The organism is Pseudonocardia sp. ZF1 (assembly GCF_056835605.1).
Genome location: NZ_JAJNBY010000001.1, coordinates 3,250,149 through 3,264,733 on the forward strand (window position 1 = coordinate 3,250,149; position 14,585 = coordinate 3,264,733).

The 14,585-nt window shown below is 74.1% G+C and carries 13 protein-coding genes; 5 read left to right on the top strand and 8 right to left on the bottom strand.

What is annotated here, in order from left to right:
- Positions 1 to 29 precede the first annotated feature (29 nt).
- Together ZF1_RS15765 and ZF1_RS15770 are read right to left on the bottom strand one after the other, a co-directional pair.
- The gene (locus tag ZF1_RS15765; protein ID WP_476651632.1) at positions 30 to 914 is read right to left on the bottom strand and encodes an IS5 family transposase; all 885 of its coding nucleotides are present in this window, start codon (positions 912 to 914) and stop codon (positions 30 to 32) included.
- Between the two features lie 77 nt (positions 915 to 991).
- Positions 992 to 1,834: a hypothetical protein gene (locus tag ZF1_RS15770; RefSeq protein ID WP_405416801.1), complete on the bottom strand. Its 843-nt coding sequence runs from the start codon at positions 1,832 to 1,834 to the stop codon at positions 992 to 994.
- 45 nt (positions 1,835 to 1,879) lie between these two features.
- Between ZF1_RS15770 and ZF1_RS15775 the strand changes: the two genes are divergently transcribed.
- The 4 genes from ZF1_RS15775 to ZF1_RS15790 all read left to right on the top strand — a co-directional run bounded on the left by ZF1_RS15775 (position 1,880) and on the right by ZF1_RS15790 (position 4,648).
- Entirely contained in the window at positions 1,880 to 2,521 is a 642-nt protein-coding gene (locus ZF1_RS15775; RefSeq protein WP_482637624.1) for a hypothetical protein, read from the top strand.
- A gap of 164 nt (positions 2,522 to 2,685) precedes the next feature.
- Positions 2,686 to 2,904 (top strand): hypothetical protein, encoded by a 219-nt coding sequence (locus ZF1_RS15780; RefSeq protein WP_482637625.1) that lies wholly within the window; start codon positions 2,686 to 2,688, stop codon positions 2,902 to 2,904.
- A 77-nt stretch (positions 2,905 to 2,981) separates the two neighbouring features.
- A complete protein-coding gene (locus ZF1_RS15785; protein ID WP_073574671.1) occupies positions 2,982 to 3,497 on the top strand; it encodes an Lrp/AsnC family transcriptional regulator in 516 nt (171 codons plus the stop codon).
- Positions 3,494 to 4,648 carry an aminotransferase class I/II-fold pyridoxal phosphate-dependent enzyme gene (locus ZF1_RS15790; RefSeq protein WP_482637626.1) on the top strand — a complete coding sequence of 385 codons (1,155 nt, stop codon included), beginning with the start codon at positions 3,494 to 3,496 and terminating at the stop codon, positions 4,646 to 4,648. Before ZF1_RS15785 ends, ZF1_RS15790 begins: the two co-directional genes overlap by 4 nt.
- Positions 4,649 to 4,735: 87 nt before the next feature.
- Here the strand turns inward: ZF1_RS15790 and ZF1_RS15795 are convergent, their stop codons facing one another.
- The 6 genes from ZF1_RS15795 to ZF1_RS15820 form a co-directional block, all read right to left on the bottom strand.
- Positions 4,736 to 6,004: an HNH endonuclease gene (locus tag ZF1_RS15795; protein ID WP_482637627.1), complete on the bottom strand. Its 1,269-nt coding sequence runs from the start codon at positions 6,002 to 6,004 to the stop codon at positions 4,736 to 4,738.
- A gap of 233 nt (positions 6,005 to 6,237) precedes the next feature.
- Positions 6,238 to 7,104, bottom strand: coding sequence for an SGNH/GDSL hydrolase family protein (locus tag ZF1_RS15800; RefSeq protein ID WP_405421791.1), 867 nt, complete (start codon positions 7,102 to 7,104; stop codon positions 6,238 to 6,240).
- Positions 7,105 to 7,200: 96 nt separating this feature from the next.
- A complete protein-coding gene (locus ZF1_RS15805; RefSeq protein ID WP_482637628.1) occupies positions 7,201 to 8,397 on the bottom strand; it encodes a hypothetical protein in 1,197 nt (398 codons plus the stop codon).
- Positions 8,398 to 8,408: 11 nt separating this feature from the next.
- Positions 8,409 to 9,038 (bottom strand): DUF389 domain-containing protein, encoded by a 630-nt coding sequence (locus tag ZF1_RS15810; protein WP_482637629.1) that lies wholly within the window; start codon positions 9,036 to 9,038, stop codon positions 8,409 to 8,411.
- Positions 9,039 to 9,074: 36 nt separating this feature from the next.
- Complete coding sequence (gene aspS / locus ZF1_RS15815; protein WP_482637630.1) at positions 9,075 to 10,868, bottom strand: aspartate--tRNA ligase; 1,794 nt, start codon at positions 10,866 to 10,868, stop codon at positions 9,075 to 9,077.
- A 58-nt stretch (positions 10,869 to 10,926) separates the two neighbouring features.
- Complete coding sequence (locus tag ZF1_RS15820) at positions 10,927 to 12,927, bottom strand: intein-containing Rv2578c family radical SAM protein (RefSeq protein WP_482637631.1); 2,001 nt, start codon at positions 12,925 to 12,927, stop codon at positions 10,927 to 10,929.
- 109 nt (positions 12,928 to 13,036) lie between these two features.
- Here ZF1_RS15820 and ZF1_RS15825 point away from each other — a divergent pair, with 109 nt between their 5' ends.
- Entirely contained in the window at positions 13,037 to 14,584 is a 1,548-nt protein-coding gene (locus tag ZF1_RS15825) for a YibE/F family protein (protein ID WP_482637632.1), read from the top strand.
- Position 14,585: the final 1 nt, after the last annotated feature.

Below are 14,585 nucleotides of genomic sequence, written 5' to 3' on the forward strand. Positions count from 1 at the left end.
CTCAGAGCGTGTTGTGAAACCTCGTGAGGTCAGCTCTCGAGGTCTTCTGCTAGGCGGCGGGCTGCTACTTTCTCCACGTCACTGCGGGGCGCAGGAAGCTGCTCGCCGGCCAGACGGGCCGCCATCAGACGGATCATCGCCACCTTGAGCATGGCCTCGGAGTGCGAGGTCTTACGTTCATGGTCGCGCGCCAACCGTCGACACCTCGAGATCCAGGCGAAGGTCCGTTCCACCACCCAGCGGCGGGGCAGCACCTGGAAGCCTTTCACGTCCGCGTTCCGCGGAACGCACACCACCTCGAGCTGCTCATGCTCGTGCGCCCAGTCGATCAGGCGGGCATCCACGGAGTGGACATAGCCGCCGTCAACCCAGACCAGCCCGACCTGCGGGAACTCACGGTGCAGACCGGCCAGCACCAGCTTGGCCCCGGCCCGGTCCTGCACCGACGCCGAGTGCACCACCGCCCGCAGCTCCAACCCGCAGCTGTCGACCAGCAGATGCCGCTTGCGGCCCCTCACCCGCTTACCAGCGTCGTAGCCGATCTCCGCACCGCCCTCGGCCGAGCAGGCGGACTGGGAGTCCAACACCGCCGCCGAGGGCTGCGGATCGCGCCCGTCGGCGACCCGGACCCGATCGCGCAGAACGTCGTGTACCCGCGCCCAGGTCCCGTCGGCGGTCCAAGCGGCGAACCAGCGATACGCCGTGGACCACGGGACCAGGTCGCGCGGGACCATCCGCCACGCACACCCGCTGACCAGCACACAGCTGATCGTGTCGATCACCAACCGCGGGGAGTACCGGCGCGGCCAGCCACCTAGAACCGGCGCCCGAACCGGCAGCAGCGGTTCGACCACCGCCCACTGCGCATCGGTCAACGACGAGTCATAAGCCGGACGGCAGGAGCATGGGCACACCCGACCGGATGATCACCACCACACGGCCCCCACCAACTACGCCACGCCGCGGGGACACCAGGTTTCACAACACGCTCTCAGGCGCGGTCGATCTCGTCGGCGAGGACGGGGGTGTGCACCGGGTTGTGCTCGCGAAAGCGGCACTCGGCGTAGGTGACCACAGTAGCCACCGTCCCCACCAGGGAAAGACCCACGATCACCGCGAGATAGATCAGTCCCCCGAGCACAGCGAGCACGACAACCTGGGACTGGACCAGCGAGAACACGATCGCCATCGTGATCAGCACGATCACACCGGACAGGACGAACAGAGTCGCCATCCGGCCCAGGATCGACGGGAAACGCGGGTTGACCAGCTGGAACATCCGGCCAAGGCCTCCACGTTCGATCACCACGGTGCCGCCGAACGCGGCGAAGGTGACTGTTCCGAAGTAGAGGAACACCCCTAGCACGACCAGGACGCCGAGGACCGTTGCGATCGCCGACTCCGACGCGACGAGTGCTATCCCAATCAAGTAGACGATCCCGAAGAGCAGCCCGAGCAGCAGCGACCAGCCGATCAACGGCAGCGCTCGGCTACGGGCGAAGGCGAATGCCTGTCCTGCCGTGTACGGACGCTGGGCCGCGTCACGGACCACCACGAACTCCGAGGCAGCCTGAGCGACGGCCCCGAGCACGATGGCCACGAGCACGAAGGCGATGTAGGCGACGACGATCCCCGCGATCGACCCGAAGCCCATCCGGCCGGTGAGGACCGAACTGAGGATGTTCATGATCGCCGCCCCGACGATCGCCGCCACGACGAGGCCCAGCAGCGCCAGCACCCCGAAGAGAATCCCCTGAATAGCCAGCAGGGGCTTCCAGCTTCGTCTGGTACCCGCCACGACCTTGGCGAACCAGTCGCCGAAGGAGAACGGCACCAGCGGGTCCGGGGAGGTACCGCCGGGCGGGGCACCGCCGGAGGGGTGGACGGGCTGGCCGTAGCCGGCCTGCGGGTACTGGCCGCCGTACTGCTGGCCGGTCGGGTACTGGCCGGGGTACTGCTGCCCGGCCCCGGAGTACTGGCCGGGGTACGGGGCCCCGTACTGCTGCTGGCCGCCGTACTGGCCTGCGCCGGGGTACTGGCCGGGGTACTGCTGCTGTCCGTAGGGCTGGCCGGGGTACTGCTGCCCCGGGTCCTGGCCGTACGGGGCCTGGCCGTACGGGGCCTGGCCGTACTGCTGGCCGTACCGCTGGCCGGGGTCCTGCGCGTACTGCTGGCCGTACTGCTGGCCGTACTGCTGGCCGTACTGCTGGCCGTACTGCTGGCCGTACTGCTGGCCGGGGTCCTGCGCGTACGGCCGGCCGTACTGCTGCCCGGGGTCCTGGCCGTACTGCTGGCCGTGCGGGGACGGGGCGGCGGTGCCGTGCTGTCCCGGCTCCTGCGCGCCGGTGGCGTCGTCCTGCCCGGCCTGCTGCCCGCCGGGGTACGGCGTGCCCGGCCGGTCCCCGCTCCCGGCCGCCTGCCCGGGCTCCTGGGCGCCACCGGGCGTCGCGGCTCCCCCGGGACCGGCCTGCGGGTCCTCGCCCCGCGGCGGTTCGTTGCTGCTCATGCGCGCGGACCCTAGTTGCGGGCGGGGTGGGACGGTGCCGAATTCACCGGCTCGCCCCCGATTCGTGACCGACGCGTACGCAGCGTGATCGTCTCCGACCCCGGATCGTCGCCGGAACGCAACGCCGCGGACGCGCGGTGTCACCGGCCCGCAACAGACCCCGTGCACGCTCATGGGGCATGGACACGATCCCGAGTTGCCCGCTCTGCTCCCGTCCGCGCACCCCCGCCGACGTCCGCGGACTCGCCTGGAGCAGCCACCACGGCCCGGCCGGCACGGTGTACGTGTGCGGTCCGTGCACACGCACCCACCTCGTCGACCTCGAGTGCGGGCTGCTCGACCCGGCACGCGGCGGTGTCGTTCCGGACGCCGCGGCCCCGCTGCCGCACGCGGCCTGACCGGTCGGACGGGGCGGCCCACCACCGACCCGCCCGGCCCGCGGCACGGCGACGGGCGGTCGTCGTAGGGTCACGCCGTGCGCGAGATCCTCGAGTTGCTCGAACGTGACGCGTCGTTGAGCCACGACACCGTCGCCACCATGCTGGGTCTGCCCCGGGACGAGGTCGACGCCCGGATCGCGGAGTGGGAACGCTCCGGGGTGATCCGCAGGCACAAGGCCGTCGTGGACTGGGCCCGGTACGAGGACGGCGGCAACGGCCACTCCGGCGCCGGCCGCGCCGGGGCGCAGGTGACGGCGTTCATCGACGTGTCGGTCGCCCCGGCCCGCGGGGTCGGGTTCGACGACGTCGCCGCCCGCATCTCCCGCTTCGACGAGGTCCGCGACTGCTACCTCGTCTCCGGTGGGCACGATCTGCGCTGCACGGTCGTCGGCCCGGACATCCGCGCGGTCAGCGACTTCGTGTCCCAGAAGCTGTCCACGATCGACCGGGTCCGTTCGACCGCCACGCACTTCGTGCTGGCCACGCACAAGCGCGACGGCGACTCGTTCGCCGAGCCGGAGCCCGACCACCGGCTGCCGGTGACCCCGTGAAGGCGCTCAACGCGACGATCTCGGCGATCCCGCCGTCGGGGATCCGGCGGTTCTTCGACATCGCCGCCGAGATGGACGACGTCATCTCCCTCGGTGTCGGTGAGCCCGACTTCGTGACGCCGTGGCGCATCCGCGAGGCCGGGATCTACGCCCTGGAGCGCGGCTACACCACCTACACCGGGAACGCGGGGCTGCCGAAGCTGCGTGAGCTGGTGTGCGCGGACCTGGCGTCGCGCTACGACGCCCACTACGACCCCGCCACCGAGTGCCTGGTGACGACCGGGGTGTCCGAGGGGCTGGACCTGGCGTTCCGGGTGCTGCTGAACCCGGGCGAGGAGGTCATCGTCCCGGAGCCCTGCTACGTCGCCTACCAGCCGTGCGTGGCGTTCGCCGGTGGGGTGCCGGTCGGGGTGCCGACCCGCGCCGAGGACGGGTTCGCGATCGACATCACCGAGGTCGAGGCCGCGGTGACGCCGCGGACGAAAGCGATCCTGATCGGCTCCCCGGCCAACCCGACCGGCGCGGTGCAGCCGCCCGAGGTGCTGCGCGAGCTCGTCGCGCTGGCCGAGCGGCACGACCTGTACCTGCTCTCCGACGAGATCTACGACCGCCTCACCTATACCGGCGCCCACACCTGCCTGGGCGCGGTCCCGGGTGCCCGGGAGCGGACGGTGGTCCTGGGCGGGTTCTCCAAGGCCCAGGCGATGACGGGGTGGCGGGTCGGCTGGCTCGCCGCGCCGGAGCCGATCGCGGAGCTGTGCCTGCGGGTGCACCAGTACACGATGCTGTGCGCGCCGCACATCTCGCAGATCGCCGCCGTGGAGGCGCTGACCAGCGCGGAGGGCGACGTCGCGGAGATGGTGGCCGACTACGACCGTCGCCGCCGGGTGTTTGTGAAGGGGCTGCGCGAGGCCGGGCTGGACTGCCCGGAGCCGGCGGGCGCGTTCTACGCGTTCCCCTCGATCCGCGCCTCCGGGCTGGACTCGGAGACCTTCGCCGAGCGGCTGCTGCGGGAGGAGTCGGTCGCGGTCGTCCCGGGCAGCGTGTTCGGGCCCTCCGGCGAGGGGCACATCCGCTGCTCGTACGCGACGGCGCTGCCGCAGCTGGAGCAGGCCGTGGAGCGGATCGGGAACTTCCTGCGACGCCTGTAGCCGGGTCGCGCCCGCGACCGGGCGGCACGAGGGCACGCCCGGCAGGCGGCACACGGGACCCCCGCGACGACCGCGGGCGGCAGGCGATCAGTCCGGGCCGCGGTAGGTGTGCCCGGTCGGGGTCCTGGTGACAACGGTCCCGTCCGGGGCCCGGGCGATGTGCCAGCCGGGTTGTTCGCGGACGTGGTTGTGGAACTCGCAGACCCCGCGCCCGTTGTCGAGTTCGGTGCGTCCGCCGTCGGCATCCCGCCGGAGGTGGTCGAGGTGGCGGACGGGTGCGTCGCAGTAGGGCTCGGTGCACCGGTTCTGCGCCCGGGCCTTCACAAGGGTGGCGAGCAGGCCGGTGAAAGTACGCCTCCGGGAGTCCCCGCCGATCACGATGCCCTGGTCGGTGAGCAGACGGCGCAGGGACTTGGCGCCCTCGGGGGTGGCGAGCAGGTCGGCCGGGACCGGTCCGAAGCCGGGGATCTCCGCGGGCAGCGGGGAGGTGGGGTCGAGCAGCGCCTGGACGGGGACGGTGACCTGGACTTCCAGGTTCACGGCGGTCGCGGTGGCCTGCCCGGTGACGCGTTCGACCAGGGTGTCGGCGAGGACCTGTCCGCGGGTGCGGGTCAGGGGCTGCGGGTCGACCTGGATCTCGACGAACGCCTTCTGCAGCGCGGCCAGGCAGGCGGCGCCCTGCTCGACCGGCACGTACGCGGTCAGGTAGCTCATCGCATCCGGCGCGGGCCGCAGGGTGACCCGGCGCTCGACCCTGGCCGCGTGGACGCGGGCGCGGAACCGGTCGGGAGCGATCTCGGCGACCAGACGCCGCGTCATCGCCCGCAGGCGCCCGATGCCGTAGCGGGTGAGGTCGTGCACGGCGGCGAGCCGGGCGTCGACCCGCGCGCGTTGGGTGGTGTCGAGGTCGCGGCACTCGACGGCGATCGCGGTGACCTTGGCGGCGCTGAGCTGCCCGGTCTCATGGAGGCGCCGGACGTCGTCGAGCCCGGCGTGCAGTTCGCAGGCGTCGGCGACGCGGGTGCGGGCCTCGGTGGTGGAGACCCGGCAGGCCAGTTGGATCTGGGCGACGACGCTGCGGTGGACCTTGTCGACGTCGATCCGGTCATCGACGCGGTGGCTGTCGACATGGGCCTGGGCGAAGGCGCGGATCCGGCTCGCCTGGAGGGCAGCCAGGGAGGCCTGGAGGGATTCGATCTCCTGGATCTGGTCGATCAGCTCGGCCTCGGACAGCCCTTCGGTGTCAGTGGCGAGTGCCTGCTCGACCTGGAACTGGAGCAGGGTGAGGTCACCGGAAGGGAACCCGTCGCCGCGCACGCCGGTGGCGTGGGCGGGTGGTTCCTGGGTGGCGGTCACATCATCGACGATACTCGAACGTGCGTTCGATCGCCAGTTCTCGTTCGCTATCGCGAACTCGTGAACTGCAACGATGGTGCACTACCCGAGGTGATGAGATGTCTCGGGACGGTCGAGGACAACGGACGTGCTCAGGGTCTGACGCCGGCAGCCGCTCCTCCGGATCGCGTCGGGTCCGACCACGGCGGGCACGCCCCGCGCCGGAGTGATCGACTGCGACCGGGTCGGCGGGATCAGGCGGGCACCTTCCGCGCCCGCGCCCCCTCCACGAGCCCCCGCACCATCACCGGCCCGAGGTCCCGGGACCGCCGCACGAGCCACGGCACCCCCTGCACCATTAGCCACGCCCCCCGCTGCCAGGCCGTCACCTCCCGCCCGCCGGCGGCGTCGAGCCCGATCTCCCCCGGCACCACGAACCCTGCGGCGCCGAGCAGCGCGGCGAAACCACGCGCCAGCAACCGGTGCCCCAGCTCGGACGGGTGCAACCGGTCCACGCTCCACGCCGCCGGGTCGTAGCTGCCGGCGGTGTCGAGGTCGAGGATCCCGACGGCGGACCGTCCCGTCGCGGCGACGGCGTCGGCCACCGCTCCGTCGACGGCCCCGTTCAGGGCGGCGATCCGGGTGGCGAGCGCCCGCTGCAACGGCCCCGGCAGCGGCCAGACGCGGGTGTGGTCGTGGAAGCGGAGCAGCAGCACGGTCGCACCGGCCCGCAGCAGCAGCTCCAGCGACCCGGCGCAGTCCCGCCGGATCGCGGCCGGGTCGAAGTCCGAGCGCAGGGTGTCGTTCATCCCGGCGCACAGCACGACGACGTCGGGCCCCGACGCCGCGGCCGCGGGCACCTGCCCGTGCCGGGCGTCGGCCATCCGCGCCCCGGTCCGGGCGTGGTTGTCCAGCCGGACCGAGCCGGGGTGGGCGGGATCGTCGAGGGCGTCGCGCAGCAGCGGGCCGAACCCACGCCAGCCACCGCCGGGCAGAGGGTCACCCAGCCCGACGGCGGTGGAGTCGCCCAGCAGGACGAGGTGCCGGACGGGCCGGCCGGTCACGTGCGGTACGGCGACGGGGCGGAGGACCGGATCGACGACGGACGGGCGCACGGTCATCGGGGACACGCCGACACGATCACCGCCGCAGCCACCGTTTCCGTGTGCAACCGGTGACGGGTCCCGTACCGCCGTGGGAACTCTCGGGGCGGGGCCCTACCACTCGCCGCCGCGGAAGGCGGGGAACAGCGGCAGCGTCGACGACGCGTCGGGGAAACGGGTGTCGAGCGCGGTCACCACGGCCGCGGCCAGCGCGGCCGTGCCGGGCCGGGCGGTCGCCTCCGCGGTGACGCCGAGGCCCCGCCAGTAGTGCCGCAGCGCCGTGGAGATCCGCGGGGACCGGCCGGCGTCGGGGCCGATCGGGCCGTCGCGCTCGGGCACCCGCGGCAGCAGCTGCCAGGTCGACCACCACACCCACAGCACGTGGGCGTCGGCGAGGCGCGACTCCAGCAGCTCGGGGTCGTCCAGCTCGGGCCACACCGGCGCGACCTCGGCCCGCCAGGCGTCGAGCATGGCGTGGGCGACGGCGTCGGGGAGGGCGAAGCTCGACGAGCAGCCGGGGAACGGCACCCGCACGTAGGCTGCGTCGAGGACGACGTCGCGGAAGCAGCCCCACTCGAAGTCGACGAACCGCACCCCGCGGCTGGTGACCAGGTTGTTGTCCGGGCAGGTGTCGGACGGGCTGAACGCACGGAACCCGGTGCCGCCGAGCAGGCGCACCCCGCCCTGGGCCTCGAACAGCGCCATCTCCGGCACCTCGACGCCGAGGATCCCGGCCAGAAGCTCCGGCAGACCGGCCAGCGCGGCGCGGGCCTGGTCGGCGACCGGGTCCCGGCGCGCCTTCTCCCCCAGCCGGCGCAGCAGCGCCCCGAAGTCGCCCTCCCGGCCGGCGGTCGCGGCCTGCATCCGGCCCAGGCCGCGGGCCCAGCCGAGCAGGCAGGTCCGGGCGGCCTGGGGGTCCGGGCCGAACAGCTTGTCGGCCAGGGTCAGGCTGCGGCCGAGGTCCTCCAGTACGAGCAGCCGCTGCACCGGGTCGTGCGCGATGATCACAGGGCTGGGCCGGACCTCGCTCGGCAGCGCGGTGAACAGCTGGCAGGACGCGACCTCGTAGCGGAACGGGTCCGACGCCAGGTCCGTGCCGTCCTCGGGCGGCGCGTAGTGCTTCACGACGACGCTGCGCCGGTCGGAGAACGGGTTCTTCGCCATCCGGGCCCGGGCGACGACGGAACGGCCGCTGCCGCCCAGGTCCTCGGGCTCGAACAGCTCGACCTCCGAGCCCGCCCGCCGCGACAGCAACCGCGCGGCCCCGGCCACCGCCGCGACCGCGCCGGGAGTCGACTGCGGATCGGTCATCGAAGGGGACCCTACCCGTCGGAGAGCGCGCGGTCCGCGCCCCGACGACGCGATCCGCGACGGGCGAGCACCAGCACCGCGGCCGCCGCACCGATGGCGCCCACCAGGTTGACCCCCAGCTGCAGCACCGACTGGGCCGCCTCGCTCCAGCGTCCCTCGATCACCGCGACCGAGGCGTAGGCGGCGGCGACCGCGAGCGCACCGCGCGAGACCAGGTCGCGGCGGCGCAGCACCAGCCCGATCGCCATCGCCGCCATCGGGCCGAACTCCGGGCCCAGCACCATCGCCCCGACCACGGTGACCGGCGAGTCGGTGACCGCGCCGACGGCGGCGAGCAGGCAGGCGATGGTGAGGAAGGTCAGGAACGTCGCGGACAGCCGCGACTCCTCGCCGGTGCGCTGGATCAGCTCGTCCCAGACGACGGCGTCGGCCCCGTCCCCCGGCGCGGCCTCCTCGGCGGCGTCGGCCCGGTCGGACAGCACCGTGTCGAGCTGTTCGAGGGTGATGCCGCCGTCGTGGTCGACGCCGAGGTCGGCGAGCCGGCCCAGCAGGTCGTCGGCGCACTCCCGGGCGACATCGGCCTCGACCAGGTCACCGGCCGGGTGCACCGCCACCCCGGGGTGGACCACCAGGTGGGCCACCCCGGGTTCGGCGTCGAGGACGCTGCGGACCTCGACCTAGGCGGCCGGGCCGGGCTTCTCCGGGGCGCGCTCGGGCTTCGCGTCCACGCCCGCCTCCTTGCGCTGGGCCGCGGTGATCGGCGCGGGTGCCTGGGTCAGCGGGTCGAACCCGCCGCCGGTCTTCGGGAACGCGATGACCTCGCGGATCGAGTCGACGTCGGCGAGCAGCGCGGTGATCCGGTCCCAGCCGAACGCGATCCCGCCGTGCGGCGGCGGGCCGAACGAGAAGGCGTCGAGCAGGAAGCCGAACTTCTCCTGGGCCTCCTCCGCGGACAGGCCCATGATCTCGAAGACCCGCTTCTGCACGTCGGCCGAGTGGATACGGATCGAGCCGCCGCCGATCTCGTTGCCGTTGCAGACGATGTCGTAGGCGTAGGCCAGGGCGTTGCCCGGGTCCTTCTCGAAGGAGTCGATCCACTCCGGGGTCGGGGAGGTGAACGCGTGGTGCAGCGCGGTCCACGCACCGCCGCCGACGGCGACGTCGTCGGTGTCGGCGGCCGACTCGAACAGCGGCGCGTCGACGATCCAGACGAACGACCAGGCCGAGGAGTCGATCGCACCGGTCCGCCGGGCGATCTCGCCACGGGCCGCGCCCAGCAGCGCGCGGGCCTCGGTGGGCTTGCCGGCGGCGAAGAAGATGCAGTCGCCGGGGTTCGCGCCGACGGCCTCGGCCAGGCCGGACCGCTCGGCCTCGGACAGGTTCTTGACCACGGGGCCGCGCTCGTCGACCTGCCCGTCCTCACCGATCAGGACGTAGGCCAGGCCGCGGGCGCCGCGCTGCTTGGCCCACTCCTGCCAGCCGTCGAGCACCTTGCGGGGCTGCGACGCCCCGCCCGGCATGACGACGGCGCCGACGTAGGGGTTCTGGAAGACCCGGAACCCGGTGCCCGCGAAGTACGACGTGAGCTCGGTGAGCTCGATGTCGAAGCGCAGGTCTGGCTTGTCCGAGCCGTAGCGGGCCATCGCCTCGGCGTAGGGCATCCGGCGGATCGGGGTCTCGATCTCGTACCCGACGAGGCGCCACAGCGCGGTGAGGACCTTCTCGGCGAGTGCGATGACGTCGTCCTGCTCGACGAAGCTCATCTCGATGTCGAGCTGGGTGAACTCCGGCTGGCGGTCGGCGCGGAAGTCCTCGTCGCGGTAGCAGCGCGCGATCTGGTAGTACCGCTCCAGCCCGCCGACCATGAGCAGCTGCTTGAACAGCTGCGGGCTCTGCGGCAGCGCGTACCAGGAACCGGGGCGCAACCGCGCCGGGACGACGAAGTCGCGCGCGCCCTCGGGGGTGGACCGGGTCAGGGTCGGCGTCTCGACCTCGATGAAGTCCTCCGCGGCCAGCACGTCGCGGGCGGCCTTGTTCACGTCGCTGCGCAGCTTCATCGCCGCGGCGGGCCCGGAACGACGCAGGTCGAGGTAGCGGTGGGAGAGCCGGATCTCCTCGCCGACGCCGGTGTGCTCGTCGATCGGGAACGGCAGCGGCGCCGACTCCGACAGGACGGTCAGCTCGGTGACCGTGACCTCGATGTCGCCGGTCGGCAGGTCGGAGTTCTCGTTGCCCGCGGGCCGGCGGACGACCTCGCCGACGACCTGGATGCAGAACTCGGAGCGCAGCCGGTGGGCCCGCTCGGCCATCTCGCCCTCGCGGAACACGACCTGGGCCGATCCGGAGCGGTCCCGCAGGTCGATGAAGATCACTCCGCCGTGATCGCGGCGGCGGGCCACCCATCCGGCGAGGGTCACGGTCTGGCCGGCGTTCTCGGCACGCAGCGTGCCGACGGGGTGGGTTCGCATCACGGCGGTCAAGGCTATCGGCATCCCCCGGGCCGTCTGCCACCAGGTTTCCGGCGGGTTCTCACAGCAGGCTCAGCTGCCCGTCCCCGGGCTCCGCAGCCCGCGGCGACGCGACCGGCTGCCGGGTCCACCCCGGGTCGCGCGGGTTCGGCTCGGGCCGGTCCAGGCCGTGCCGGGCCAGCAGCGGGACGACCCGCCGGGCCAGGGCCCCGCGGTAGTCCCGGGTGGCGTACGCCCCGCCGCGGTAGAGCCGCTCGTAGCGCGGCAGCAGCGCGGGGTGGGTGCGCCCCAGCCAGGCCAGGAACCACTCCCGGGTCCCGGGACGCAGGTGCAGCGCGAGCACCGTGGCCCGGCTCGCCCCGGCGGCGGCGATCTCCGCCAGCAGGGCGTCGAGGGCCTCGGTGGAGTCGGTCAGCCACGGCAGCACCGGGGCCACCATGACCCCGCAGGGCAGGCCGGCGTCGGTGATCCGGCGGACGAGGTCGAGGCGGGCGCGCGGACCGGGGGTGCCCGGCTCCAGGTGCGACTGCAGCTCCCGGTCCAGCAGCGCGATCGACACCCCGGTGCCGACGCGGACGTCGGCGTTCGCGGCCGCGAGCTGCGGCAGGTCCCGGCCCAGCACGGTGCCCTTGGTCAGGATGGAGAACGGCGTGCCGGAGCGGGCCAGCGCGGTGATCACCCCGGGCATCAGCCGGTAGCGGCCCTCCGCCCGCTGGTAGGGGTCGGTGTTGGTACCCATCGCGACGTGCTCGCGCCGCCACGACGGCCGGGCCAGCTCCCGCTCCAGCACCCGTGCCACGTTCACCTTGACCACGATCTGGGAGTCGAAGTCCGCGCCCGCGTCGAGGTCGAGGTAGGTGTGGGTGTTGCGGGCGAAGCAGTTGTGGCTGACCACCCCGGCGGCGACGAAGTCCCCCGTGCCGGTGGTGATGTCGACCATCGGGCGGAGGGTGCCGGTGTCGCGGACCGCCACGACCCGCGGCGCTCCCCCCGGCGGCTCCTCGACGCGGGCGCCGCCGACGTCGCGCACCCGGGCCACGGCCGGGTCGGTCACCGCGACCAGCCGCAGCTGCTCGGCGACCCCGCCCAGCACCCGCAGCGCCCGCACCCCGGGCCGGGCCGACGGCTCGGAGGCCACGCGGAACCCGAGCCGGCGCAGCGCGTCGACACAGGCCCGGGTGAGCTCCTCGTCGCCGGGCACGATCCGCAGCACCCCGGCGGAGACCTCACCGCAGGCGTCGACGATCCCGCCGACGAACCCGGCCGTCCAGCCGCGGGCGGGCCGCTGCGGCCAGGCCGCCGGCGACGGGGCGGGCGCCGCGATCATCCCGGCGGCCACGGGCTCCGGCCGTGCGGTCAGCAGGTGGTGGGCGCGGGCGAGCGCCTCCAGCTCGACCCAGCCGGTCGGGAACGGCTCGGCCCGCACCCGGCCGCGCACCGCGTCGGCCCGGACCAGCCCGCACAGCCAGCCCTCGGCGTATCCGTCGGGCCGGGCCCCGCCCGGGACCGCGGCCGCACCGGGCCCGACCAGCGCCGTCCCCGGGCTCAGGTGCGGCCGGTACGCGGAGGCCCGGCAGCGCCCCGGTCGTACGTGCGCCCAGCCGGAGGTGGTGAGGAAGCGGTGCTCGGCGGAGGTGACGAGCTGCGTGCCGTCGTCGAGGGTCACCTCCTGGGCGCGGCGCCGCGTCGACCAGCGCGCGAGCACCGGGGTGCGGACGAAGCGGCGCCGACCGCCGCCGTCGGTGACGGTGCCGACCACCTCGTCGCCCGGGCGCAGCTCCCCGATCGGCCGCGACCGGCCGTCGGCGGTGAGTACCGGGGTCTCCGGGACGAGGCAGTAGGTGCACGCGTGCGAGCAGCCGCGGTAGGGGTTGACCGTCCAGCCGAACGGCACCGGTGACGAGGACGGCACCCGGTTCAGCACCGAGCGCGCCTCGACCTCGTGGAACACCGTGTCCGCGAACCCCGGCGTGCGCACCGAGCGCAGCAACCCCCGCATCCCCGGCAGCGCCGTCGCGTTCCCAACACCGTCCGCCCCGACCTGCTGTCCGTCCCATCGCACCGGGTCAGTCGAACACAAGTTCGAACGTCGGACAACCGGTCGTCGCCGGGCGGTCGCGTCCGGGCGAACGGCACCCCGCAGGTCGAAGATCGTTTGCAAGGATGCGGACGTGCCCCCGCCCCCGCCCGTCCCGCGCGACCCGTCCGCCCCCGACGGCGGGCGGCCCGCCGCCCCGCGGACGGGTGGGCGGCGGCGCGCCGAGGACCGGCCCCCGGGCGCCTCGGGCGGGCACCGGCTCCCGGGTGGCGAACCGGCGCGGCACCGGGCCCGCCACGCTCCGGCCCCGCGGCGTCCGGCCCCCGTGGAGGACCGCCCCGGGCCCGCACCGGCGCGCGGCGCGGCGGCTGACCCCGCCGACGGCGACGAGACCGGTCCCATCCCCCACCCCGGGCACCCGGGCGGCTGGGGCGACTGCCCCGGCCAGGCCGACCTCGGCGCCACACCCGGCCCGGCGGCCCCGCCCGCAGCCGGCCGGGGACACGGGCCGGGACACACGCCGGGACACGAGCACGGACACGGGCACGGCGCCGCGTCCCCGGCCGGGCGACGGGTGCGCAGACTGCTGGTCGCGCTGCTCGTGCCGTGCGTGCTCGCGACGCTCGCCGGGGTGGCCCTGCTGTGGCCGGGTGCGACCCCGGTCCCGGAGATCCCACCCACCCAGCAGGTGCACGGGACCGTCACCGCGGTGCAGGTCGCGGACTGCTCCCCCGGCGCCGGGGACCGTCGCTGCACCGGGGTGACGGTCGCGCTGTCCGACGGGCCGCGCGCCGGGCGGGACCTGGTGCAGCTGGTACCGAACGAGCCGTCGACGCCGCGGTTCGCGGTGGGCGACCCGGTCACGCTGTCCTGGTCGGGCGCGAACCCCGACGACGCGGGCTCCTACCAGCTCGTGGACTTCCAGCGCGGCGCTCCGCTGGGGTGGCTGGCGGCGGCGTTCGCGCTGGCCGTCGTGGTGCTCGGGCGGCTGCGCGGGTTCGCGGCACTGGTCAGCCTGGCGCTGAGCTTCGTGATCCTCCTGTGGTTCGTGCTGCCGGCGATCCTGTCCGGCGGCTCCCCGCTCGCGGTCGCCGTCACCGGCGCCTGCCTGATCATGTTCGTGGTGCTGTACCTGACCCACGGGTTCACCGCGCGGACCTCCTGCGCGGTGCTCGGCACGCTGGCCTCGCTCGCCCTGATCGGGGTGCTGGGCTACCTGTTCACCGTCACCTCGCGGCTCACCGGGCTCGACGACACCACCGCCACCCTGATCGGCACGCTCGGCCCCGGGGTGCCGATCGACCCGCGCGGCCTGGTGCTAGCCGGACTGGTGATCGGCGCACTCGGGGCGCTCGACGACGTCACCGTCACCCAGGCCTCCGCGGTGTGGGAGCTGGGCGCGGCGAACCCCGGGCTGGGTGTGCGCGAGCTGTTCGCGGCCGGGATGCGGATCGGGCGCGACCACGTCGCGTCCGCGGTGAACACCCTCGTGCTGGCCTACGCCGGCGCCGCGCTCCCGCTGCTGCTGCTGTTCACGGTGGCGGCGGGCGGCGTGACCCAGGTGCTCACCAGCCAGGACGTGGCGACCGAGATCGTGCGGACCCTGGTGGGCAGCATCGGGCTGGTCGCCGCCGTCCCGGTGACGACCGGGCTGGCCGCACTCGTCGTCGGCCGGCGCTGAG